General features: G+C 36.4%; 17 protein-coding genes. 7 read left to right on the forward strand and 10 right to left on the reverse strand.

Features of this window, described 5'->3' with window-relative positions; all coding sequences use genetic code 11:
- Position 1: 1 nt before the first annotated feature.
- The 3 genes from LNP22_RS07430 to mutY are packed head-to-tail and all read right to left on the reverse strand — an operon-like array spanning position 2 to position 2,849.
- Entirely contained in the window at positions 2-1,300 is a 1,299-nt protein-coding gene (locus tag LNP22_RS07430) for a gliding motility-associated protein GldE (protein WP_229975986.1), read from the reverse strand.
- 23 nt (positions 1,301-1,323) lie between these two features.
- Positions 1,324-1,764 carry a single-stranded DNA-binding protein gene (locus LNP22_RS07435; protein ID WP_210667422.1) on the reverse strand — a complete coding sequence of 147 codons (441 nt, stop codon included), beginning with the start codon at positions 1,762-1,764 and terminating at the stop codon, positions 1,324-1,326.
- A gap of 38 nt (positions 1,765-1,802) precedes the next feature.
- Positions 1,803-2,849, reverse strand: a complete 1,047-nt coding sequence (gene mutY / locus LNP22_RS07440; protein ID WP_229975987.1) for an A/G-specific adenine glycosylase — start codon at positions 2,847-2,849, stop codon at positions 1,803-1,805.
- A gap of 140 nt (positions 2,850-2,989) precedes the next feature.
- Between mutY and LNP22_RS07445 the strand changes: the two genes are divergently transcribed.
- Positions 2,990-3,280 (forward strand): HU family DNA-binding protein, encoded by a 291-nt coding sequence (locus LNP22_RS07445; protein WP_007805026.1) that lies wholly within the window; start codon positions 2,990-2,992, stop codon positions 3,278-3,280.
- Positions 3,281-3,677: 397 nt separating this feature from the next.
- Positions 3,678-5,222 (forward strand): Rne/Rng family ribonuclease, encoded by a 1,545-nt coding sequence (locus LNP22_RS07450; protein WP_210667424.1) that lies wholly within the window; start codon positions 3,678-3,680, stop codon positions 5,220-5,222.
- Between the two features lie 302 nt (positions 5,223-5,524).
- Here the strand turns inward: LNP22_RS07450 and pbpC are convergent, their stop codons facing one another.
- The 4 genes from pbpC to LNP22_RS07470 form a co-directional block, all read right to left on the reverse strand.
- Positions 5,525-7,900 (reverse strand): penicillin-binding protein 1C, encoded by a 2,376-nt coding sequence (gene pbpC, locus LNP22_RS07455; protein WP_229975988.1) that lies wholly within the window; start codon positions 7,898-7,900, stop codon positions 5,525-5,527.
- A 141-nt stretch (positions 7,901-8,041) separates the two neighbouring features.
- Positions 8,042-13,723: an alpha-2-macroglobulin family protein gene (locus LNP22_RS07460; RefSeq protein WP_229975989.1), complete on the reverse strand. Its 5,682-nt coding sequence runs from the start codon at positions 13,721-13,723 to the stop codon at positions 8,042-8,044.
- A 450-nt stretch (positions 13,724-14,173) separates the two neighbouring features.
- Positions 14,174-14,617 (reverse strand): nucleoside deaminase, encoded by a 444-nt coding sequence (locus LNP22_RS07465; protein WP_229975990.1) that lies wholly within the window; start codon positions 14,615-14,617, stop codon positions 14,174-14,176.
- A gap of 122 nt (positions 14,618-14,739) precedes the next feature.
- A complete protein-coding gene (locus LNP22_RS07470; RefSeq protein WP_229975991.1) occupies positions 14,740-15,099 on the reverse strand; it encodes a hypothetical protein in 360 nt (119 codons plus the stop codon).
- A gap of 97 nt (positions 15,100-15,196) precedes the next feature.
- On the opposite strand from LNP22_RS07470, the gene LNP22_RS07475 reads away from it, so the two are divergent.
- The 4 genes from LNP22_RS07475 to LNP22_RS07490 all read left to right on the forward strand — a co-directional run bounded on the left by LNP22_RS07475 (position 15,197) and on the right by LNP22_RS07490 (position 19,850).
- A complete protein-coding gene (locus LNP22_RS07475) occupies positions 15,197-16,027 on the forward strand; it encodes an energy transducer TonB (protein ID WP_229975992.1) in 831 nt (276 codons plus the stop codon).
- Positions 16,027-16,944 (forward strand): energy transducer TonB, encoded by a 918-nt coding sequence (locus LNP22_RS07480; RefSeq protein WP_229975993.1) that lies wholly within the window; start codon positions 16,027-16,029, stop codon positions 16,942-16,944. Before LNP22_RS07475 ends, LNP22_RS07480 begins: the two co-directional genes overlap by 1 nt.
- An 82-nt stretch (positions 16,945-17,026) precedes the next feature.
- Positions 17,027-18,808, forward strand: a complete 1,782-nt coding sequence (locus LNP22_RS07485; protein WP_229975994.1) for a 1-deoxy-D-xylulose-5-phosphate synthase — start codon at positions 17,027-17,029, stop codon at positions 18,806-18,808.
- Between the two features lie 43 nt (positions 18,809-18,851).
- Positions 18,852-19,850, forward strand: coding sequence for a DUF3078 domain-containing protein (locus LNP22_RS07490; RefSeq protein WP_229975995.1), 999 nt, complete (start codon positions 18,852-18,854; stop codon positions 19,848-19,850).
- 4 nt (positions 19,851-19,854) lie between these two features.
- On the opposite strand, the gene LNP22_RS07495 is transcribed toward LNP22_RS07490, so the two are convergent.
- Together LNP22_RS07495 and LNP22_RS07500 are read right to left on the reverse strand one after the other, a co-directional pair.
- Entirely contained in the window at positions 19,855-21,201 is a 1,347-nt protein-coding gene (locus tag LNP22_RS07495) for a deoxyguanosinetriphosphate triphosphohydrolase (protein WP_229975996.1), read from the reverse strand.
- 93 nt (positions 21,202-21,294) lie between these two features.
- Entirely contained in the window at positions 21,295-21,756 is a 462-nt protein-coding gene (locus LNP22_RS07500) for an Lrp/AsnC family transcriptional regulator (RefSeq protein ID WP_229975997.1), read from the reverse strand.
- A gap of 157 nt (positions 21,757-21,913) precedes the next feature.
- Here LNP22_RS07500 and metE point away from each other — a divergent pair, with 157 nt between their 5' ends.
- The gene (metE, locus tag LNP22_RS07505) at positions 21,914-24,229 is read left to right on the forward strand and encodes a 5-methyltetrahydropteroyltriglutamate--homocysteine S-methyltransferase (RefSeq protein ID WP_229975998.1); all 2,316 of its coding nucleotides are present in this window, start codon (positions 21,914-21,916) and stop codon (positions 24,227-24,229) included.
- Positions 24,230-24,318: 89 nt separating this feature from the next.
- Here metE and LNP22_RS07510 read toward each other — a convergent pair whose 3' ends face one another.
- Positions 24,319-26,367 (reverse strand): insulinase family protein, encoded by a 2,049-nt coding sequence (locus LNP22_RS07510; protein ID WP_229975999.1) that lies wholly within the window; start codon positions 26,365-26,367, stop codon positions 24,319-24,321.
- Between the last annotated feature and the right edge of the window lie 10 nt (positions 26,368-26,377).

A 26,377-nucleotide genomic window follows, 5' to 3' on the forward strand; every position in this document is an offset into this window, starting at 1 on the left:
TTTATTCTATTGTTACTTTTATTTGTTTTATGCGCTTGTTGTCAACAGTTTCGATGGTGAAAACACAGTTTTCAAAAGCGATTTTTTGTCCTTTTTTAGGGAAATTGCCAAGAATTTCTAAAATAAAACCCGCCAATGTTTCCGCTTCGCCTTTGCTGGATTCAAAAAGATCTTCCTTTACATCAATAATTCTGTAAAAATCCTTTAGGTTTATTTTTCCTTCAAAGAGAAAATTGTTATCATCGATTTGAGAAAAATTTAAATTTTCATCATCAAATTCGTCGCTGATATCGCCTACTATTTCTTCGATCACATCTTCAAGAGATACTAATCCAGAAGTCCCTCCGTATTCATCAACAACTATCGCCAAATGGCTTTTAAGGCCTTGAAAATCTTTTAAGAGATTGTCTAATTTTTTATTCTCCGGAACAAAAAAGGCTTCTCTCATTAAAGAAGTCCAATCGAATTCTTCTTTTTCAATATGAGGCAATAAATCTTTTACAAATAAAACACCTTCTATTTGGTCAATATTGTCGCGATAAACCGGAATTCTCGAAAAGCCTTTCTCAATAATTTTCGGATAAATTGCAGCAAAGGATTCGGTTATTTCTAGAGCAAAAATATCAATCCTCGGACTCATAACTTGCTTGGTATCGGTATTTCCAAAAGAAACAATTCCTTCCAGAATCTTTTGTTCTTCGCTCGATGTTCCTTCAGAATCAGTTAGTTCTAAGGCTTGCGAAAGTTGATCTACCGAAAAATTATTTTTTTGTTTCCCTAATTTATTGTGCAAATATAAGGTAACCGATCGCATTGGCAAACTTACTGGCGAAAGCAATTTGTCTAAAAATGCGAGAGGATACGCGATTTGTTTGGCAAATTTTATGTTGTTTCTGCTGGCGTACACTTTTGGCAAAACTTCTCCAAACAATAAAATTAGAAAAGTAATGACAATGACTTCCAGAATAAACTTTAAGACGGGAGAATCAATATTTGCAAAAAAATTGTCTCCAACAAATGAAAATAGAATTACCACTCCGATGTTAAAAAAATTATTGGCGACGAGCAGTGTCGCAAGGAGTTTTTTGGGTTTGTCTAATAGGTTAGAGATAATCTTTCCTTTAGATTGGTTTTCTTGCAAAGTCTCGTTAATATCTTTTTGCGATAAAGAAAAAAGCGCAACTTCTGCACCTGAGACAATGGCCGACAAAAAAAGCAAGATAAAGATGGCGACACAACCAATAATCAAATTGGTGTCTATAATAGTTGTAGTAAAAAATAAACTGGGCTCTGAGTCCAAATTATATAATATTAGTTAAACAATCAAAAAGGTAAATCGTTTATAGGTAAACCTTCGTTGGGAGCTTCAAAGTTAGTGTTTTTTGTCGATTCGGCTGCCTGATTTTGTTTGTGTTGTTCGGTTTCTTTTTTGGTAGTCAAAAAAGTAAATTCGGTTACCTGAATTTCGGTGGTATGTTTTGTAGTCCCATCTTCGGCTTGCCACTGACGTGATTTTATGCGGCCTTCAACATATATTTTATCTCCTTTAGAAAGGTATTTTTCACAAATTTCGGCAGCTTTGTTGCGTACTACCAGATTATGCCATTCTGTTGAGGCTATTTTTTCATTTGTGGTTTTGTTGATGTAAATTTCATTCGTAGCCAATTGGAAGCGACCTATACAATTGCCTCCATCAAAATAATGCATTTTTACATCATCGCCTAAATGGCCAATTAGCATCACTTTATTTAATGTTCCGTTCATGGTTTGATAGTGGTATTTATATCAAAGATAAGTTTTTTTTAATAATTTAATTCTTTCTTATCGATAAAATTATAAATCACAATCGGAAACGGAAATGTTTTTAAATTGGTTTGATTGATGCCGTTTTCAATTTGTTCCTTAATTTTTATTTTCCAGAACTGAATGTGCAAATGTTGGTGCGATAACTTGTGAAGAACCGTTGCATCGCTGCATTCTTCGATACTTATAATGGTATACTGCCCAAAAAAATCATTTTGTACTGCATTAGAAACAAATTCAAAATCTGCAATCGTAGAAGTTTCCAAAAGCGGAAATTCATATAAATTATGCCAGATGCCTTTTGCCGTTCGTTTTTGAATTAGAGTATTTCCTAAAATATCTTCCAAAATCAGATAATTAAAAAATCGATTGGTGACTTTTAATTTTTTAGATTTAAAAGGCAAAACGTTTACTTTTTTCTTTTGAAGTGCGGCACAGCTAGTATTGAAAACACAAGTTGTACAATCAGGATTTTTAGGCACGCATTGTAAAGCTCCAAACTCCATAATCGCCTGATTAAAGATTGCGGGGTTGTCTTTAGGCATTAATTCATGGGCCAAAGCCGTAAATTCTTTTTTTGTCGCTGGCAACGAAATATCTGATTCGATATCAAAATAACGCGATAATACCCGAAAAACATTTCCGTCAACAACAGGAACAGCTTCGTTGTAAGCAAAAGAGGCAATTGCGGCGGCGGTATATTCTCCCACACCTTTTAATTTTAGTAACTCATTATAAGTAGGAGGAAAAACACCTTTTAGGTCATGAGCAACGTGTTGGGCGGTTTTGTACAGATTTCGTGCACGAGAATAATATCCTAATCCTTGCCAAAGTTTTAAAACTTTTTCTTCATCGGCATTTGCCAAATCAAAGACAGTAGGAAATTCCTTTGTAAAAGTTAAAAAATAGGGCGTTCCCTGAGCAACTCGTGTCTGTTGCAGCATTATTTCTGAGAGCCAAATAGCGTACGGATTGGTTGTATTTCGCCAAGGTAAATCTCTTTTTGTTTTTAAATACCAATCTGTCAGTAGGTTATGAAATTTCATTGCAAAAAACTTAGAAAACAAAAGTAATTCTTTATGTAATTAAAATTTAACGAATTAGCTTGATTAATTATTTTTTTAATTCCTATATTTGCAAACTCAAAAAAACAGTACATCATTTATAAAATAAAATAGGTAAGAAAATGACGAAAGCAGATATCGTAGCGAAAATTTCAGAGAAACTAGGTCTTGAAAAAGGAGATGTTCAAGCAACAGTAGAAACTTTTATGGAAGAAGTTAAAACTTCATTAGAAACTGGAGACAACGTTTACTTAAGAGGTTTTGGCAGTTTTATCGTAAAAACTAGAGCTGAAAAAACAGGTAGAAACATTTCTAAAAACACTACTATCAAAATTCCAGCACACAACATTCCTGCTTTTAAACCTGCAAAAGTATTTGTAGAAGGAGTAAAAACAAACAACGAAGCAAAATAATACTATTAATTAATCATAAAATCGACACGATATGCCAAGTGGTAAAAAAAGAAAGAGACATAAGGTAGCTACTCACAAAAGAAAGAAAAGAGCGAGAGCTAACCGTCACAAAAAGAAAAAGTAGTTTTAAACTACTTTTTTCTTTTTAAAAGTTCATTGAAATTGAGATTTATGATTGCTGGTTGATGATTTATGATTGCAGATTTTCTAAAAATCTAAAATCTAAAATCAGAAATCTAAAATTTGAAATCTCCCCGGGTTCAATACCTGTTAAAAATATTGTTTAATCCATCTGTAGATAAGATTTTAGATTTTGGATTTTAGATTTTAGATTTTTATAATCTATGTTCTTCTCTCTATGCTCTATTTTCTGAAAAAACAGATAAAAATTTACAGTGTGAATAAAGAATTAATCATTAGATCTAGTTCTGAAGCCGTAGATTTTGCCTTATTAAAAGATGGAAAACTAATTGAATTGCACAAAGAAGAAGAGAAAAGCAACTTTCAGGTTGGTGATATTTTTATTGCCAAAATTAGAAAACCTGTTGCTGGACTTAACGCTGCTTTTGTAAATGTAGGCTTCGAAAAAGATGCTTTTTTACATTATCACGATTTAGGGCCTAACTTATCTTCCCAACTGAAATTCATAAAACTTGTAAGCGCAGGTAAAATAAAAGATTTCTCCCTAAAAACCTTTCAGTTTGAAAAAGAGATTGACAAAGATGGCATCATTACTGATATTTTAAGTGCCAATCAATCTGTTTTAGTACAAGTTGTAAAAGAACCTATATCTACCAAAGGTCCAAGGATAAGCGCTGAGCTTTCATTGGCAGGAAGATTTATTGTTCTCGTTCCGTTTTCTGACCGTGTTTCTATTTCTCAAAAGATAGAAGACAAAAAAGAAAAGGATCGTCTAAAAAAACTTGTATTATCTATCAAACCAAAAGGATTTGGTGTTATTGTTCGTACAGTAGCCGAAGGCAAAAATACAGCCGAATTAGAAAAAGATTTGCAGAACCTGCTTGGCAGATGGACTGCAATGTGTAAAAAATTACCAACTGCTCATCATCCATCAAAAGTATTAGGAGAGCTTAATAGAGCTTCTTCGATATTAAGAGATGTGTTTAATGATACCTTTAGTGGTATCCAAATAGATGATGAAGAGTTGTACCATCAAACGAAGGAATATCTGCAAGAAATTGCACCTTCAAAACAATCAATTGTGAAGTTTTATCAATCAAACGATACTCCAATTTTTGAGAAATACAATATAGAGAGACAAATCAAGACTTCCTTCGGGAGAACGGTTTCTATGAGCAAAGGCGCTTATCTTATTATCGAACATACTGAAGCTTTGCACGTTATAGACGTGAATAGCGGAAATCGTTCTAATAAAGCGACCAATCAAGAAGATACCGCCATGGAAGTAAATATGATTGCCGCAGCCGAAATTGCCAGACAATTGCGTTTGCGTGATATGGGCGGAATAATCGTAGTAGATTTTATCGATATGTCAAATCCTGAAAACAGGAAGGTTTTGTTCGAGTTCTTACGAGAAGAAATGAGCGATGATAAAGCCAAACACAAAATCTTACCGCCTAGTAAATTTGGCTTGGTTCAAATTACCAGACAGCGCGTAAGGCCAGAAGTAAATATTAAAACCAGAGAAGAAGATCCAAACAATGAACATGGCGAAATTGAAGCGCCAATTCAGATCATTGACAAAATTGCGCTGGATTTAGAAAGAATTTTAAAAATCCACAAAAAAGTTGTGCTTAACACACATCCGTTTGTGGCTGCATACCTCAGTAAAGGTTTTCCATCATTACGTTCAAAATGGTTTTTTGAGCATAAAAAATGGGTGAAAATCATACCTCGTGACGCTTACACGTACTTAGAATACCATTTCTACGATACAAAAGGAAATGCTATTTCAGAATAAAAAGAAACCGCCTCTCGAAAGATTGGCGGTTTTTTTATGCGTCATTGCGAGGAACGAAGCAATCTCACTATCAAATTTTAGATTTTAGAATAATTGAAATTTAATTTTCTTCAGGAGCTATTTCCAGCTATTCGTTACAATCTTTTATTTTTTTAAAGAAAAAAACAAAAGGATTTTCACTTCTATCTGGGCTAGGGCACTCATTTTCATAAGAATATTTTCTTTAAAATTAGAATTTATAATTTCAGAAATTTGGTATTTGGTATTTGGAATTTCAAAACTTTCGAATTTATTTTAACTCCCTATTCCCTAATAATTTCAATTTTCCTTCTAATTTCATTTCCATAAGCATCCACTACCGTTATATAATGTACTCCCGAAGTTGGTGTAATAGGCAATTCGTGAAAAGTTTTTGTCTTCGCTTTAAAAACATGATCAACATACCAGAACAATTCCTTATCTCTTTCAGAATAAGCCACTTTGAGAATCACAGGTTGCACTTCACTATTAAAATTCTTTGTCAAATAAATTTTGCTGTTGCTCTTTGGGTAAATAAAATCCATCGTTTTAGATTGAATTCCTTCGCAACCTTCTTTAAAAGCAGGCAGAGGCAAGTACTCAATATGCTGACTTTTGTAATACCAAGCCATAACAGGCGGGAGTATAAACCAGTTTTTGGTCACAATATTGTCAATGCTTTCGCAACTGCTATTGACCTGAAACCGTTCTGTTTTGTCCAGATGTACCATTTTATGATACGGACAAACTTTGGTAGATTTGCCCTTTTTCGGAACCCATTCCATGCTTTTAGGACAATCTTCTTTGGCCAAATAACCACTTAATTTGCAAATTTCTACTGCTTCCAGATCTTTATAAGGTGTTGCAAACCATCTTTGTCGGGGCAATACATTAAAAATATCAAACAAAATAGGCGCAGCACTTGTTACGCCCGTTAAGGTCGGTCGGCCTTCTCCAGTTGCGTTTCCAACCCAAACACCTACCACATATCGGGAATTTGTGCCAATAGCCCAAGCATCACGATTACCAAAACTGGTTCCGGTTTTCCAGGCAATTTTTAGCGAACTGTCATAAAATTTCCAGGCTTCGTCTCCTTCGGGCCTGTTGACCTGTTCCATGGCATTGTAAGTCAGCCAAATTGAACCCGCACCCAGAATGTTTTTCTGATCACTTTCTGATCCAAAATCAGGTTCAAAATCATTTTTATAATTCAGTTCTGTAAATTCTTTGGTACGGTATTTTCCTTGATTTCGATTAAAATAATTCACAGTTGAGGACATGCTGGCGTATGTTCGACATAAATCCCACAAATTACTTTCGGCTCCTCCCAAAATAAGAGATAATCCGTAGTGATCTGGAGTTTTATTAATGTCTCTCAGTTTAAACTTTTGCAATTCTTCATAAAATTTATGTACTCCAAAATCCTGTAGCATCAACACAGCCGGAATATTTAACGAACGTGACAACGCACGATGCGCAGGGACAGCACCATCAAAAGTTAAATTGAAATTCTGTGGTGTATAACCCGCAATTTGTGTGGGAATATCAGCGACCAAAGTATTAGGCAATAATTCACCATCATCCAGCATTGCGCCATACAACAAAGGTTTTAGAATACTTCCAGTACTTCTGGGAGCATCAATAATATCAACATCTTTTTGATGGTTGGCGTCTGTTGATGAATTCCCAACATAACTCATCACGTTCCGATTGGAAACGTCGATGACCAAAATAGCCAAATTGTGCACTTCGTTTTGTTTGTACTGGTTGTAATAATATTTTGCAATTTGGTTGACCCTGTTTTGCAAGGCATATTCTACAGTGGTTTTTATGCGGGTTCCTTCTTCATTTTTGGCAACTCGTTGTAATAAATGAGGCGCAATTTGTGGCAAATCATAGGGTTTTTGCGGCAAAGGTTCGTCAATAGAAAGCTCGTAAGTTTGTTCGTCTATAACACCTTCCTGATGTAATTTTAATAAAAGTCGGTTGCGTTTCTTCAATAATTTAATCTGGTTTTTACCGGGATAAATCAAACTTGGCGCATTTGGTAAAACTGCCAAAGTAGCATTTTCGGCCCACGACAACTGATTCGATTGTACGCCAAAATAACGCCATGAAGCCATTTCTAGCCCCACCACATTGCCGCCAAAAGGCGCATGAGCAGCATATAATTCCAAAATTTTATTTTTTGAATAACCTAATTCTAAGCGTGTTGCAAGTATAATTTCGATCAATTTTTCAAAATATGTTCTTCCTTTTCCCTTTCGAGACAATCGAATTACTTGTTGGGTGATGGTACTTCCTCCTCGAACCACTTTTCCTGCTTTTCGGTTTTGTTTGATGGCGTTGACCATAGCCACCGGATTAAAACCAGGATGTTTGTAGAAATATTCGTCTTCAAAATAGACAATACATTTTTTGAATTTGTCTGGGACACTATCCTGAGCCGGAAATCTCCATTGACCGTCACGAGCAATTTTTGCGCCTAATAATTCGCCCTCTTTGCTTTCAATAACTGTAGAATATGGCTCTTGAAATATGGTTCGAGGTAGCGAAAAATAATAAACCAGCAACAGCACAGCTACAATTGCTGATTTTATTTTGTTCTTTTTTATCCAGTTAAAAATGCGTTTTAAAACGGCTTGTAATTTGTTTTTCAAAGTAATTCGAAAGTTTTTTAATATCCTAATAGGTTTTCAAAACCTGTTAAGTATTACTATTTTAGGAATAATTAATAAAAACTACTAACAGGTTTTTAAAACCTGTTAGTATATAAAAATAACCAGTAGTTTTTTTAAATTCTACTTCACAACTTCGACCCAAAATCCTTTTGTTCGGGCTAAGAAAGTATTGTCATACATCGCTTCGCATTGCAATCCAGGCAAATAATATTTTCCTAAATAGGAGGCGTTGAGTAAAATTTTGAAGGTTTTGGTTTCACCTGCTTTCATTCTAAAATAAAAATTAGTCCTGTCATCTCGAATGTCGATATAATCGGCAATATTGTTGGTGGCATCGCCATAATCTGTAAAACGAGTATTGACAATTTCAAAGCCAGAAGGCAAAATTTGCGACAAGGCTACATTTTCTACATTTTCATTTCTTTGATTTCTAATCGTCACTTCGGCAATAAACTCAGTTCCCTGGCTAATTTTCGAAACATTGAGCGTAGCCCCTTTTCTGTTTTTGAATACTATGGCCGCCGAAACATCACTTTGTATTGCTTTTTCCTGACCAATTGGCAATATACCAGTGTTGAGTATGCGAACATACAGTGTATTCTTTTTATTGTTTTTTATCGTAAGGCTATTCGAACCTGTTGTAACGCTAAGATTATGGTCTGCAATTGTTTTTGCCGAAGAAATTGTTTCTCCTTTTCCGTCTTTATTAAACTGAACTTCGATTCCTTTTGGGCCATTATTCAAAGCAAATTTAGACATGGCATACAAGCAATAAGCGGTTGTTTGAGTACTCATCCATTGATTGCTCGCCATTGCTTTGGCTAATTTTGTTGCCATAACAAACGCTTTTTGTTTTTGCCCGAGCAACAACATGGTTTCTAGTGCCATGGCTCTGTTTCGCTCGCTAGAACCATAATTGTAATAATTATAATTGCTTGACTCATTGTCAATTTTAGTGTGTAAAAGTAAATTTTGTCCTGCCGATTTTTGTCCTGCCAAAACATAGGCAGCAGCCAAACGCAGCATACTTTCGTTAGAAATACTTTTTGTTTCGCGCAATCTGTTCATAGAAGATAAATCAGCATTGCCTGATAACGCCAAAGTATATAATCGGTACGATTGTGCCAGATCATTGCCATAAAGCGGTTCAAAACGCCATTGTTTAGCTTCTCTTTTTTGATAAGAAACCCATTTCGATTTAAAGTTAATAGGCAAAACGTACCCTTTTTTCTCTGCTTCGATCAAAAAGTGTCCCGCATACGAACTACCCCAATCATCGGCTGTAGTGTTGCCTTGCCAGTAGGATAATCCTCCATTTGCTAATTGAAAACTTCCCAATCTTGCAATGCCTGCAGTAATATTTTTTTGAATTAATTCTTTACGGTTTTGATTCAGATCGGCCACATCATTTAAGTACAATTGCGGAAAAACAGAAGAAGTGGTTTGCTCTACACAACCGTGCGGGTATTGAATAAGATATTGCAATCTTCCGTTTAAATTGATCATCGGCATAGAAGAAACCTCTATTCTTGCTTTGTTGCTTCCTGAAATTCCAAACGTTTTCCACGAAATGGTCTTGGTGCTGTTAGGTCCCAAAATCACATCGGTAAAGGTATTCGTTACCGGATTTGGATTCGTCATATCAATTTCAACATCATAAACCGACTTTTGACTTCCTGAGGTTGCAATAATTTGCACTTTCCCTATTCCCGTTGCAGAACCAACGACCAAATTAAAGTACGCCATTTTTTCATCAGGTTCTGTAAAGGTTAGTTTTTGAGTTGCACTTCCTACTACTTTTAATCCGTTATTGGTTTTGATTTGAATGCTAACATTTTTGATATTTTTTTCTGTCGCAAAAATCGTCACAGGAATGGTCACTTTCTCTGATGGCGAAATTTTTCTCGGCAATGAAGCCAAGACCATCAAAGGACTACGAACAGGAGTTGCTTTTTCTACACTTCCGTAGGCGCTGGTTGCGGCATCACCAGCCACGATCATAGTGCGAACAGAACCGATGTATTTTGGCAATTTTAATTGATGCGTTTTACTAGCTCCTTTTTCTAGTCTAAAAGGGCCAAAATAAAGCACAACAGGTTTAAAACGGTTGGCTTTTTTTGCTTTTCCGCCACCTAAATCCTGGTCACCACCAATACTGAAAATTTGATTTATTTTTCCGCCATAAGCGCCAATAACATCATCATAAATGTCCCATGTTTTAACGCCCAAAGCTTCACGAACATAAAAACTTTCCCAAGCATTTGGTGTTTTAAATCGAGTTAAATCTAATAAACCTTCGTCTACTACGGCAATAGTATACGTCATTTCTTTGCCTGTTTTTTCGCCTACTTTTACACTAAAGGTTTGTTCGGGTTTTAAGACATCAGGCATTGAAAGGGTAGGAGCCAAAATGGTGTTCTTATCCACAACTTCAATAGGAACAATACCATACATCCTTATCGGGGAGTCATTTTTGGTCGAAGCATGCGGCTGTAAAAGTGTAATATTAAAATACACATTTGGAGCCATCGCCGCTGTGATCGGAATATCGATTTTAGTCTCTCCTTTTTGGGTTTTTGCCCAAAGTGTCTGCACAACTTTAGAACCATTTTCTATCGAGATAAAAGCGCGTCCACCTTCGCTTGACGGGAAAGAGATCTGCGCTTTTTCGCCCACAGCATAATTTTTCTTATCTGTCGAAAAGATTAACATATTGGCCGTAGAAGCATCTCTGTTTCGTGTTTTTCCTGACCAAATAGGCCAGTCGATGTTTACCGTCAAAGCAGTTGCGTGACCGCCTGTGTTATCAGAGGCTCTTATCAAATAGCGTCCCCATTCTTCATCGGTTAGAGAAAATGCAATGCTTCCTTTTCCGCTGGCATCAGTATTTATTCGATAGGTTTTGTACGATGTGGTAGCGTCAGACGAATTATAGTTGGATAAATTATCGCTAGAAGCATCCCACCACCAGCGCCATTCGATTTTATAGACTTTAACCTCCAGATTTTTGACAGCTTTTGGCTTTCCATTTTCATCCACCGTAACAATATCAAATCGGTTCATGGTTCTGGTTTCCAGCATTCCGTATTTATTCGGCTCAGGCGACTTTATACCCACATACGTGCTGTAAGGCGAGTAAGTCGTCGAGATCACATCGGCACTAAAATCACCGCCTTCTTCATATACTTTTGTTATAAAAGCAGCACGCAACATTCCCGGAGCCTGTCCTTGTAATTCGGGGTTAATGGGTACAGCAGCCTTTCCGTTTTCGTTTAATTTCCCAGAGAAGATATTAATTTCTTCAGTACTAAATTGACGTACTTCATCATCAAAAGTATATTTCTCAAAGCCTTTAAAAGTAGTAGTTTGTTGCGAAAATTTCGCTTGCATTTCTACATTCAAATTCTTAGCAATTGCTCCGTGAAGCCAAGTTACTTCAAGGTTGCTTGTGTTAGAATAGGAAGACGAAAGTGTTTTTTTTGAAAAGTTATTTTTTATTTTCAAACGATTCGGTTTGATCGTTTCAATTTTAATGCTTTTATAAAATTTGGCACCTCCCACGCTCACCATCGCCTCCCAGTTTCCGGTAGGCGCATCAGCACTTGTAGGAACCGTAAAAGCATAATGATTTAAAGAGTTTATCTTTTGTATCGTTTGATACGTTATTTTTCCGTTCGGGTCTGTCAATCTAAATTTTATCGGATGCGCTTCGGGTAATTTATTCGAAGCATCATTCAAAATAAAAGACAAATACAAATTGTCTCCTGGGCGCCAAACGCCACGTTCCCCATACAAAAAGCCTTTTAATCCCTTTTGAAGTGTCTCACCAGCAACATCAAAATTACTGACTGACAAAGAAGTTCCGTCGTCTAGTTTTACATAAGTAGACTGATCGCCCAAAGTAACAATTGCAAAATAGGCAAATTTATCCAGCTGAAACGATGCTATTCCTTCGCTACTGGTCGTTCCAGTAGTAATTTTTTGTTGTTGAAACGTGTACAAATCCACTCTCGCGTTAGAAACAGGTTCGGTTGTAACGATATTGTTTACAGCAAACAAATACGATTTGTTTTCGCCTCTTTTGGCAATCACACCCAAATCGGTCGCCAGAATATTAGTGGCTATTTTTGCGTTGTAAAAATAAGAACCCGAGCAAGGATCTTGACTTTCTCTCCATTCATAATCATCATAATAATAGTCGTCATAGGCGTTTCCGCTGTAATTCACATCGTTTTCATCAACATCTTCTTCCTCCTCATCAGATGAGTCTTCTTCGGTTGTTTCGCATTTGTACAAAGAATATTTCTTCTTATAAACAAATTCTACTCTATAAATTGCGCCTGGTTCTGGCGTAATAATTTTAGATAAATCCAAAGCAAAAGTGTTCCATTTGCCTAGATTGAGTAAGGTGTTTTCCTTTAAGTTGAGGGTTGTTTTTGCAATTGGCTGCGCAACTCTCTTAAGATTTTGATTGCCATTCAATTCATTGTACTGAAGAAATTGTAGGATGTTGTTTTTGTAAATTTTATACACTTTTACATCGACAGCATTCAAATTTACGGCTTCAAAATTTAGTTTTAAATTGTTAGAACTTGGTAAAATAGTACCGTTTTTTACAAATTTAATGTTAGGTTTTATTTGGTCGAATGAGATTTTCTGAGCAAAATTATTTTTTAGTTTTTGCCCATCTTGACTTTCAATTCCCTGAAAAACTTCCAGCAATAATTCGCCCGATAAAATTTGCTCGGCAACGGTTGGTGCTTCCTCGGCAGGAGGCGGCGGGGCAGTAACTTCAGCTTCTACTTCTACTGTTGCAGCACTATCAACAATGGCAGACGCAGAATCTATGACGGTAGTAACAGTTGCTACTTCTGTTACGGTAGGCTCAGGCTGACGTGCCGGAGTTTCGTTGCTAAAATAAACCTTCAAAACATTTCCCTGAGTCGAAAATTTTAAGTTATTGGCATTCTCAAGCGAAACCAAACCCTTAAAATCTTGTCCTTTTTCTAAGGGCTCCGAAAAATTAATCAAAATCGATTGGTTGCTGTCTTCAGGCGTTTCAACAGTAATAATTTTAAATTCATTTAAAGCCGAAACGGGGTAAATCGTTTTGCCTTTTCGATCAATATCAACATCATTGCCGTCATAGGCGATTTCTACTTCAGAAGGTGCAGAAAATCGTTGAATACTATCAATAATAAAATTAAATTCTTTGCCAGAACCTGCTATTTTTTCAAACTTAATTTTCAGGTTATTTCCTTTCTGTTGTGCCAAAACCAATTGCTTAGCAGTTTCAATATCAATATTATCGGCTGTTTTAAGCACGCAATTCAGATATTGAAATTCTTTACTATACGACTGTAAATCGGCAGTATTGATCACAAAATCCTGCTTGATTGTTTTAATGGTAAAATTAAATTTAGAAAGCGTTTCTTCTTTCTCTTTCGGTAGACTAATAATTTTATCCAGGTTTAAAGTAACCTGATATTCTGTGCCAGGATCTAGCTTTTTTTCGGGAATAAAAGCAATCGTATTACTCGAAAGCGCCACGACTTTTCCGTCTATACTCGGAGAAATAGCAAACAAATCACTGTCTAAAACCTGATTGGCTTTCCATTCTTTTTTATCAAAAGCCAAAACTACCCTAATATCGGATTCCGAGGAGACGATTCCCCCCGTAAAACTGACTATATACTCTTTAAATAATGAAAAATCGGAATTGAAATCTGCGGCTGACTTCTTATTACACGCTTGAAAAATAAAAAACATACAAAAAACGAGAAACAATCCTTTTGCTTTCACTTTTATTTAGAGTTAATGGGTTACGAACTTAAAAAAATATCAGAACATTTGGCCTTTACAGTTAAGACGATAACTAGCGAAGGGCACATTATATTGTAGTAAATGTAGAATATTTTATTGATTTTTTTAAGAGGAAAATTCGGTAGGCTAAAATATTTTTATTTTCGCAATCCAAACCCAGTAAAACAGGCAATTTCGAGAATAATTACCCTTCAAAATAAAAAGTATCACGAGCTATTTCCTGCTGTCCGCTTGTATCTTTTTATTTTTAAAGAAAAAATAAAAAGGATACCGCTTCCATCAGGGCTAGGGCGCTGGTTTTCAGTAGAAAATCTGTTTTTAAGAACTACTTCACTATTGTACAGGCAAAGTTGAAGCCATGCGGTAGAAGAACTTTTAAGGGGGTAAATTTATAAAGGAGTGTCCCGAGTAAATTTTGCTTTAATACCTTTATTTACGTCTTTCAGCAAAAAAGCGAGTCATGAGTTGAGCGGCTTCGTTGGCCATAATTCCGCTTACTACAGTAGTTTTTGGGTGCAGTTTTGTACCCATAGTCATAAAACCGCGTTGCTCATCGCGGGCACCAAAAACAATTTTCGAAATCTGACTCCAATACAAAGCTCCTGCACACATTTGGCAAGGCTCTAGGGTAACATATAGGGTGCAATCTTTCAGGTATTTTCCGCCTAGAAAATTGGCAGCGGCTGTTATGGCTTGCATTTCGGCATGAGCCGTAACATCATGCAGCAATTCGGTCAAGTTGTGGCTTCTGGCAATGACTTTGTCGGCTACAACAATCACGGCTCCCACTGGAATCTCGCCTTTTTCAAAAGCCATTTCGGCTTCCTGCAAAGCCTTTTTCATAAAATAATCGTCGGTGAAAGGATTTATCATAACCGCAAAAATAATATTTTACACGGTATAATAACCCTCTTCTTCCGAATTAATAAAGTCCTCTCGACACCAACACCCGTCATAAGCATTGGATCTCTTTAGGATAGTAATGATCTGTCATTTTATAAAGAGACGCCAAATTTCACATCAAGGACGCCAAATTTCACGTCAAGCACGTCAACTTTCACGTAAGTGACGCCAAATTTCACATCAAAGACGTCAAATTTCACGTAAGTGACGTGAAAGTTTACATCGAAGACGCCAAATTTTACACCAGAGACGTGAAATTTCACGTCAAGCACGTCAACTTTCACGTAAGTGACGTGAAACTTCACATCGAAGACGCCAAATTTTACGTTAAAGACGTCAAATTTCACGTAAGTGACGCCAAATTTCACATCCAGCATGTCAACTTTCACGTAAGTGACGTGAAATTTTACATCGAAGACGCCAATATTGGGGTTTAAATTTATTATTACCATTAATTAGGCAGGATTTAAGGAGAGAAAGGACAAAAAAAGTTTTTTGCGTTAGGGAAGTAATTATTTTTATTACATTTAAATATTGCTATTCAGAACCATGGAAAGAAAATTTAAACTCGCGATTCCTGAGCCTTGCAGCGAAGACTGGAACCAGATGACGCCCACTGAAAACGGTCGTTTTTGTGCCAGCTGTGTCAAGACAGTTGTCGATTTTAGTGCGATGTTGCCAGCTGAAGTGCAGCAATTTTTTATTCAAAATCAAAACCAAACTATTTGCGGCAGGTTTAAAGCATCACAATTAGATACAATATCGATCCAGATTCCGATACGTGTTTTGCATACGCAAACACAATATCATAAAATGTTTTTGCTGGCGCTGTTTATTGCTATGGGTACCACTTTGTTTAGTTGCGCAGATAAAGATGGTAACAAAAATAGCATTGATAAAATTGAGATTGTTGGCGATACAGCGCAAAGTGAAGATGAAAGCGAGGCCGTTTCGTCATGTTATGGTCATCAAGTTGAATCTAAAATAGAAAAGAAACAACCCAGTCATGGGTTTACTGTAGGAGTGTTGGTTGCACCTAATACTATTGAAACAGGTAGTTTTAAGTATCACGTTGTATATAATTCAACCGATTTGGATGTTTTGCCTGTTCCAGAAAGTGGGATGAAAAAATTCTACGATTTTTTCTCCAAAAATTATGTAGCCCCAAACAAGACAGAAAAGTTTAAAGGAAAAATATTCATTTTATTTGTTATCGAAGAAGATGGCAGTTTGAGTAATTTTAATATCATTAAGAATACCCCCAAAGTAATAGGAGAAGAGGCTATTAGAGTTTTGAAGACGTCTCCAAATTGGATACCTGGAAAACGGAATAATGCTATCGTTCGTTCCTCTTATACTTTACCAATTACAATTATTTAATGGAAAGAAAATTTAAACTCGCGATTCCTGAGCCTTGCAGCGAAGACTGGAACAAGATGACGCCCGCTGAAAACGGTCGTTTTTGTGCTAGTTGTGTCAAGACAGTTGTCGATTTTAGTGTGATGTTGCCAGCTGAAGTGCAGCAATTTTTTATTCAAAATCAAAACCAAAATATTTGCGGTAGGTTTAAAGCATCACAATTAGATACGATATCGATCCAGATTCCGATACGTGTTTTGCATACGCAAACACAATATCATAAAATGTTTTTGCTGGCGTTGTTTATTGCTATGGGTACCACTTTGTTTAGTTGCGCAGATAAAGATGGGAAGAAACAAAAAATTGATAACGTAGAAGTAGTTGATGATAGTGCAAAGAAACAATCTATGACGGTTGGAATGACTTTGCCTGCAAAAAATGTTTCGAAAGACAGTGTGCTGTCACCTCCACCACCTCCAAAAGTGGATCAAGAGAAATTTGTGAAAGGGAAGGCTAAAATAAATAATGCGAAACATTTTAAACCTACTAAAATTAGTTGTGGCGAAACGGTAGTTCATAAAAATATTAAAGAAGAAGAACCAATATATAACGGAGGTGTATCCTTTGAAATACAACCTGAATTTGATGGTGGCATAGAAAAATTTTACGATTTTTTTATAAATGAGTTCCATATTCCTGAAGATGCAGCGCAATTAACAAGTAAGATGCGTGTTACTTTTATAGTCGAAAAAGACGGCTCTTTAATTTATAGGAGACCTTCGGAGGAGATTGGGTATAAAGTAGACGAAGAGATTGAAAGAGTTTTAAAATTATCTCCTAAATGGCATCCTGGAGAATCTAACGGAAGAAAAATACGAATACAATATGTTTTGCCAATAAGTTTGCAAGGGGGAGTTCTCAAAATATCAAATCAATAATCAATAGCATTCTCTTATATCGAGGCTGTAATCTAGAATAGAAAATTAAATTTAAAACCGTAAATTTGTTTTTTATCTTACAATGAAAAGCAACTTACTTTCAAACATATTCAATCCGGCAGATTTACGATTACTAGACCAGACGCAACTTCCGCAGGTTGCTCAGGAACTGCGTCAATTTATTATAGATGTGGTGTCTGTAAAAGAAGGGCATTTGGGCGCTAGCTTGGGTGTGATTGAGTTGACGATTGCGTTGCATTATGTTTTTAATACCCCCGAAGATTTACTCGTTTGGGATGTAGGGCATCAAGCCTATGGTCATAAAATACTAACCGAACGAAGAGAAAATTTTCATACCAACAGACAAATCGGAGGAATTTCTGGTTTTCCTAAAAGAAGCGAAAGTAGCTACGATGCCTTTGGTGTCGGGCATTCATCTACCTCAATTTCTGCCGCTCTCGGGATGGCGATTGCTTCTCAATTAAAGGGAGAAAGAGACAAACAGCATATTGCGGTTATTGGCGATGCCTCGATAGCGTCGGGTATGGCGTTTGAAGGTTTGAACCACGCAGGCGTAACCGATGCGAATATTTTGGTCATCTTAAACGACAACGCCATCGGGATTGATCCTAGTGTGGGGGCGCTGAAAAAATATTTAACGGCCGTTAAAAATGGAAAGAACCCGAAGCAGAATAACATGATCAAATCATTAAATTTTGATTATTCAGGCCCTATTGATGGGCACGATCTTCCTGCTTTGGTCAAAGAATTAAATCGATTAAAAAAGATAAAAGGGCCAAAGTTTCTTCATATTGTTACCACCAAAGGCAAGGGGTTGCAGCAAGCCGAAGAAAATCAGGTGGTGTATCATGCGCCCGGAAAGTTTGACGCTGCTACGGGTGAAATTCACTTAAAATCTGAAGAAAATTTACCGCCCAAATATCAGGATGTTTTTGGCTTGACGGTATTAGATTTGGCCAAAAAGAACAACAAAATTATCGGGATCACGCCCGCCATGCCTTCCGGAAGCTCCTTAAAATTTATGATGGAGGAAATCCCAGAACGTGCTTTTGATGTAGGTATCGCCGAGCAACACGCGGTAACTTTGGCGGCAGGAATGGCGACGCAGGGTATGGTTGTTTTTTGCAATATCTACTCGACTTTTCTGCAGCGCGCTTATGATCAGGTGATTCACGACGTGGCCTTGCAAAACTTGCCTGTTATTTTTTGTTTGGATCGTGCAGGTCTGGTAGGTGAGGACGGTGCGACACATCATGGTGTTTTTGATATCGCGTATTTAAGGTTGATCCCCAATATGATTGTTTATGCGCCAATGAACGAAATTGCGCTGCAAAACATTTTATATACCGCCCAATTGGGGTTAGAAAATCCAATTGCAATTCGATATCCGAGAGGTCGTGGTGTTTTGCCAAATTGGCAAGTAGCAAATTTCGGACATTATGAATGTATCGAGATTGGAGTTGCTAATCAATTAAAGGAAGGCTCAAAATTTGCTGTTTTATCAACAGGAACAATTGGTAATAATGTGGCATTGGCTATCAAAGAATGTAGTAATGCGGATGAGATTGCGCATTATGATTTTTGTTTTGTTAAACCTTTGGATTACAATGTTTTGAATGAAATTTTTATGAAGTTTAAATCGATTATTACTATTGAAGATGGGGTAATAAGTGGCGGTTTTGGAAGCGCAATTTTAGAGTTTGCTGCAGCAAATAACTTTAGTAATAAGATTACAATTTTGGGAATTCCAGATGCATTTATAGAGCATGGAACTGTGAACCAGCTACAACAATTATGCAAATTAGACGTTAAAAGTTTGGTAAATCTTTTTTCAAATCATTGAAAATAATTATTTTGCGCAACCAAAAAAACCAAAAATCAGCCTAATGAGATCATTTCGATTCACTCTTTTATTGCTTCTTTTTTCGATTGCTTTAAATGTATCCGCCCAAAGTATTATTCAGACCACACTAAGTCCAAATCAATTACCACCGCCACCTTCAAATTGGACCAAAAAGAATAAATTAGGCTTTGATATTTCTGAGATTGCTTTTGTAAACTGGAGTGCCGGGGGAACAAGTTCGATTTCAGGACTTTTTAAGGGCGAATTTTCAAGAGTTTATAATAAAGGAAATCATAGATGGTCAAACGAGCTTCTTCTTAAATATGGTTTAAATAAGCAAGACGGTATAGAGCTTCGTAAAACTGATGATGCGATGGCGCTTAACTCGACCTATGGTTTTAGGAAAGATACTACCTCGAATTGGTTTTATTCTGCCAAATTCAACTTCAATACCCAATTTACAAACGGTTATAATTATCCAAATAAGGACATTGCAATTTCGAAACCATTTGCACCCGCTTATATTTTCTTAGGAGCGGGAGCTGAGAATTCGAATAAAGAAAAAAACAGGACTTTTTATTTCTCTCCAATTACTTTAAAAACTACTCTGGTTTTAGATCAGTATTTGGCTAATCAAGGTGCTTTTGGTGTTAAAAAAGCAGTTTATATGGCAGATCCAAACGATCCGACGGCCCAGATTATTGTAGAAGAAGGAGAACAGGTAAAGGCAGAATTTGGTATTTTGTTTACCGGTTATATGAAAAGCGAAATATACAAAAACATCTTTTTTGAGAACAGGCTGAACCTTTACACAGATTACTTAAATAAGTTTGGTAATGTTGATGTTGATTATGATACCCGTCTGGATTTGGTTGTAAATGCTTATGTGAAGGCCAATGTTGGCGTTCATCTAATTTATGATGATGACATCAAGACCAAAAAAGATGTTGTTGATGATGCAGGAACCACCACTCAGGTTAATGATGGTCCGCGATTACAATTGAAGCAGGTTTTAGGCGTTGGGATTGTTTATGCTTTCTAAGGTTTTAATTCTTTTTTCGGCCATTAATAGTTTCGAATAATTCTAACGCATTTCCATCGGTTAATAGCGAAATATAGTGACAAATATGCAACAGACGCTCGTACAAATTGGTTTTGTCTAAATGATGTTTTTCAGGCAACATTTTCAAAATTAGCTTGTCATAGTTCGAAGCATTTCCTTCATATTGGTTATTGAAAGCGATGATGAATTTGTTTAATAAGGTTTGAATGATTTCGTAACCCACTATTTCTTTCTCTATTACTTCGCGGCTCTGATAGATTTTTTTAACACTAAGGTTAATGATGTCATCCATTTGTGCTTTGTATTTGCTTTTATCTGTTAAGGCAAAAGGAAATTTTCCAGCCAGAATAGCTTCTTCGTTTTCGATAAAAACTCGCACCGCATCGTTGATCAAATTCCCAATAGCCAAAGCACGTAAATAACTAATTCGGTCTTCTTTGGTAGTTAAAGTTTTGTATTTGGCAACCCCAATAGTATCTTTTACGAGTTTAATAAGGTATTCTAAAGCATAATCTTCCGAAACTAAACCAAGATTGATACCGTCTTCAAAATCGATTATGGTATAGCAAATATCATCTGCCGCCTCGACCAAATAAGCCAGCGGATGTCTTTCAAAACCAATATCATCACCTGATTTGTTGGCAATCATACCCATGTCTTTAGCAACTTCTTCAAAAAAAGCTTTATCGGTCTGGAAAAAACCATATTTTTTGTCGGCAATATTATTGGTTGGTTTTTTAGGCAAACTTTCTTTTGGATATTTCATAAAAGCACCCAAAGTGGCGTACGAAATGCGAAGTCCACCTTCTATTCCGGGACGGCTTGCGGTTAAGACCGAAAATCCGTTGGCGTTTCCTTCAAAATCTATTAAATCCTGCCACTGTTTATCGGTTAGTTGATCTTTAAATTGTTGTCCGTTTCCTATAGAAAAGTATTCTCCGATGGCTTTTTCACCCGAATGCCCAAAAGGAGGATTCCCAATGTCGTGAGCCAAAGAAGCAGCCGCAACGATAGCGCCAAAATCATTCATGTGATAACCGTGCACTTCTTTTAAATAAGGATATTTTTCGATGATTTTTTTTCCCACCAAACGTCCAAGAGAGCGTCCCACCACCGAAACTTCCAAACTATGGGTGAGTCGGGTGTGAACAAAATCGGTTTTAGAAAGCGGAATCACTTGTGTTTTATCCTGCAACGATCGAAATGCTGACGAAAATATAATTCGATCATAATCAACCTCAAAACCTAATCGGGTATCGTCTTGTTCGATACGTAATCTTTTGCTTGTGTCGCCTTGTCGTTTGAGTGATAAAAGTTGTTCCCAGTTCATTATGATTTTAGATTGGTGATTTTAGATTTTAGAATTATGATTTTAGAAGAATCAAAAATACATTTTATTTAGTGTTTATAGGCAATTAAAAATCTAAAATGCCAATGCTGTACTGTGTTTAATTTCGCCCATGACAAAAATACTGTTCGTATTTCCTATGTTTTCGATGGTCGATAATTTATTCATGACAAAATCCTGATAACTGGTCATGTCTGCCACCAAAATTTTGAGCATGAAATCATAATCACCGGCAATATTGTAGCATTCTATGATTTCGGGCAGTGCAACAATGTCTTTTACAAAGTTGCTTCCCACATTTTTGGCGTGTTCTTTTAGACGAACATTGCAAAATACAGTCATGCCGCGATTCATTTTTTTCTTATCTAACAAAGCTACGTATTTGGTGATATATCCATCGCGTTCGAGTTTTTTGATACGCTCGTAAACAGGTGTAACCGTTAGAAATAATTTACTCGCAAGGTCTTTTGTGTTGATATTTGAGTTCTCCTGAAGGTGTTTTAGTATCTCTAAATCGGTGTTGTCTAAGTTTTCCATAGTATTTTTTACGGTTGAATATCATTTTAAGAACAATTGTCAGTATAATAAACTTTATATAAGTGTTTTTATAAGTTTAATTACTTAAATAATAGTCAAATATAAGTTTTATAATCTAAAGAGATAAATTTGTTCAGTAAAAAATACTGTGATAAAGATGAAAACGAATAATTTAGGCTACCCTAGAATTGGAAGCAACAGAGAGTTGAAAAAAGCCAGTGAATTGTACTGGGCAGGAGAAATTTCAGCAGAAGAACTTGTTGAAGTTGGAAAAGAAATTCGCCGTCAGAACTGGCAATTGCAATCATTGGCAGGAGTAGATTTAATTCCGTCTAATGATTTTTCATTCTACGATCAGGTACTTGACCTGACTTTGACTTTGGGAGCAATTCCTGAGCGTTACAACGAATTTGCCAATACAAATTCGTCTCTAGATTTGTATTTTGCAATGGCGAGAGGTGCTCAAAAAAACGGTCAGGACGTTGTGGCTATGGAAATGACCAAATGGTTTGACACCAATTATCATTATATCGTACCCGAGTTCACCAAAAATCAGAAGTTTGCGCTATTTTCAGAAAAAATAATCAACGAATTTAAGGAAGCAAATGATTTGGGAATTGCCACAAAGCCAGTTTTGATTGGTCCAATTTCGTATTTGTTGTTAGGAAAAGAAAAAGAAGAAGGTTTTGATAGAATTGATCTTATTGACAAACTACTTCCTGTTTATTTTGAAATTTTCGAAAAATTACAAGCACAGAATGTCGAGTACATTCAGCTAGATGAGCCGTTTTTGGCTTTAAATTTAACGGATAAAGAAAGAAAAACTTTCACGGAAGTGTATAACGAAATTAACATACGTTTCCCAAGAATTAAAATCATTCTTGCCAATTATTTTGATTGTTTTGGTGAAAATTTAGAAACTGTTTTGGCTCTTCCAGTGCATACTTTACACTTAGATTTGGTACGTTGTCCTGCGCAATTAGATGATATTTTAGAATCGGGACAATTGGCTCCGTCTGTGAGTCTTTCTTTAGGAGTTGTGGATGGTAGAAATATTTGGAAAAATGACTTTAAGCATTCATTAGCATTGATCCAAAAAGCAACAGCAGCTTTGGGTGAAAACAGAATTTTGGTGGCGCCATCATGTTCTTTAATTCATAGTCCGTGTGATTTGGACTTAGAAACCAATGAGGCCACATTGACTCCTGAAATTAAGCAATGGTTGGCTTTTGCGAAACAAAAAATAAACGAAATAGTGTTATTGAAGCAATTTGCGTCTAATGAAGTAGCTACTAAAACATCTGCTGATTTTGAAGAGAATACCGTTGCTAATGAGAATCGTAAGACTTCGAAATTAATTCATAATAATGAAGTAAAAAATCGTGTTGCGGGAGTTACTTCTGCTGATGATCAGCGAAAAAATGTTTTTGCTGTTCGAAGAAAAACTCAGGCAGAAGTTCTTAATCTACCGTTGTTTCCAACTACAACAATAGGCTCTTTTCCGCAAACTGCAGAGGTAAGAAGCTGGCGTGCAAAATTAAAAAAGGGAGAATTAACGACACAGGAATACAATGATTTGATTAAAAAAGAAACCGAAGCTACAATTCGTTTTCAGGAAGAAACAGGTATTGATGTTTTGGTTCATGGCGAATTTGAACGCAACGATATGGTAGAATATTTTGGTGAGCAATTGGCTGGTTTTACGTTTACCAAAAATGGATGGGTACAAAGTTATGGTAGTCGTTGTGTAAAACCGCCCGTAATTTATGGAGATGTTTCGCGACCAAACCCAATGACAGTAAAATGGTCTGAGTATGCACAATCTTTGACAAATAAGTGGGTAAAAGGAATGCTTACTGGGCCAGTAACTATTTTGCAATGGTCGTTTGTACGTAACGATCAGCCGCGTTCGGTAACGTGTACTCAAATTGCTTTGGCGATTCGTGATGAAGTGGTGGATCTGGAAAAAGCCGGAATTAAAATCATTCAGATTGATGAGCCAGCGATTCGAGAAGGATTGCCATTGCGCAAAGAAGAATGGGCCAATTATTTGGATTGGGCGGTAAAAGCTTTCAGGATTTCGGCTTCAGGTGTAAAAGATGATACGCAAATCCATACGCACATGTGTTACAGCGAATTTAATGATATCATTCAGAATATTGCCGATATGGATGCTGACGTGATCACGATTGAGTGCTCGCGTTCTCAAATGGAATTGTTAGACGCTTTTGCGAATTTTAAATATCCAAACGAAATTGGCCCAGGAGTGTATGATATTCACTCGCCTCGTGTTCCTTCGAGCCAGGAAATGGTGCGATTGTTAGAAAAAGCTTCGGCGGTTGTTCCTGTCGATCAGTTATGGGTAAATCCAGATTGCGGATTGAAAACACGCCACTGGGAGGAAACCAAAAAAGCTTTGGTAGAAATGGTTGCTGCGGCGCAGCAGATGAGACTTATGTTGAAAATACAGTAGAAATTTAGTTTTTTTATTTTAATTTTTGTTTTTTTAAATAATGAAGGCTATCAATTACGATAGCCTTCATTTATTTTAGAAATATTTTATTATTGAAAATCGGCATCCGAAACCCCTTCGTTGATTTTGATATCAGACATTTTAATATCCAATTCAAAACCTACATTTTGTACAATATTAAAAGGAACTTTTACTCCTTTTACCTCTTTGTAATCATTGAAGTTGGTGATTTGAGTCATCGATTGTCCGCCTTGTTCTCTTACTTTCGACTCGGCAACTTTTAAACCTGATTTTACATCATAAAAATAAGCCGTTTTGCCATCTTTAATAACATACGCATCATTGCCGTTTACCGCTTCGATTCTGTCTACTTTCAGGTCGGTTCTTTTACTTAATTGTAATTCTTCAAATGGAGTGGCGCTGGCTTTCATTTCGGCAAGATCAGCTCCTTCTAAGTTTTTGCGTTGTCCCTGCTGCTCAATATAAGCACCTTTTTCGTTTACCACTTGTTTCATCAAAGCCATAGTGCCCATAGAAAGTGAGATCATCATTTTTCCTTTCGAATCTAATTTAGAAACAAAACTCAAAGGAGTAGGTGCTTGCGGAATTGTAGTAGAACCTGTCATTGACAATGTTTTGGCAGCCGAAACCGCTTTTTCTCCGCCAATTGCTTTGATGTAATTGTCTATTACGCTTTTTGCAGTTATTCCCGCAGGAAGTTCTTTTTTGGTCACTGGTTTTTCTACAGGGTTTCCGTATTTATCGAAAAAGAACAATGGAATTTGAGTTTTCTCCAAACCGGCAATTACTTCTGAACCTTTTCCTGCAATTACAATTCTTATATTGTCCAGTAAGAAATACTTGTTGGCCACGCGATAAATGTCCTCAGGAGTTACATTATTTACGGTCTGAATGTATTTTTCGTAAAAATCTGCCGGAAGTTTTTCTGTTTCAATGTTAAGGGCATAACGCGCAACAGTTTGTGGTTTTTCAACTTGCATCACAAATCTTCCAATGTAACCAGCTTTTACATTTTTCAAAACTTCTGGGTCAACTTTGTCCGTTCTAATGCGTTTGATTTCTTTTACAAATTCAACTACTGCACTGTCTGTAACGGCGTTTCTCACGGCAGAAGTTGCTTTAAAAGTAGTCACATATTTTCCGCTTCCTATGCTGGATCTTGCTCCGTACGTCCAGGCGTGCTTTTCGCGTAAATTCATGTTCAAATAACTATTAAAATCACCACCCAAAATTTGATTTGCAATTACAGCAGGAAAAAAATCAGGATCGCTCATTTTTAAATTTACAGTATTAACCAATGTAATCTCAGACTGCACAGCGTTTGGAACATCGACAAAATCAATCTGAAGTTTGGATACATTTTCAGGATTTGGATACGTGCTTTTTGGGGCAGTTTGTTTTTTCCATCCACTAAAAAGTTTTTCTACAGCTGCTTTTGTTTCTTTAAATTTAATGTCTCCAATAACCACCAAATAAGCGTTTTCGGGAACAAAATAGTTGTTATAATTTGCTTCAACATCAGCAAGAGTAACATTTTTTAAGGTTTCTTCCGATATAAATTCTCCAGATGGATGATTTTTTCCAAAAGCCAAAACGTCTACAACGCGATTGGCAATTGCAGGAACGCTTTTTTCGTCTGCTTTTAGTCCTTCAATTAATTTGGCTTTTTCTTTATCAAATTCTACTTGCGTGAAATTAGGCTGCAAAGCTCCTTCGGCTAAAAGTTCTAAAACACGACCAGAATATTTAGAAAGCGAACTGGCAAAAGCTCCATTAGAGCTAAAATTGATGTTTGCCCCGTAGAAATCAATCTCTTCGTTGAAGGTTTCTTTAGGTGTTTTTTTTGTTCCATTGCCAATAAGGCTGCTGGTCAGTTCATCAACTCCTTTTTTATTTCCTTCTGTAAAAGGTGCGTTGTCCAGAGAAAGATTAAAGCTTACTCGTGGTAATTTATGGTTTTCAACTATCAGGACTTTCATGCCGTTTGCCAAAACAAAAGTTTGTGGTTTTTTGATGTTGACCACGGGAGAATTTCCTGGTTTAGGTTGCGGACGATCTTGTGCTAGCATACTTCCTGTTACGAATAAAAGGATTAAAATTGTGTGTATTTTTTTCATGATTCGATAC

The organism is Flavobacterium flavipigmentatum (assembly GCF_020911905.1).
Lineage (GTDB): Bacteria > Bacteroidota > Bacteroidia > Flavobacteriales > Flavobacteriaceae > Flavobacterium > Flavobacterium flavipigmentatum.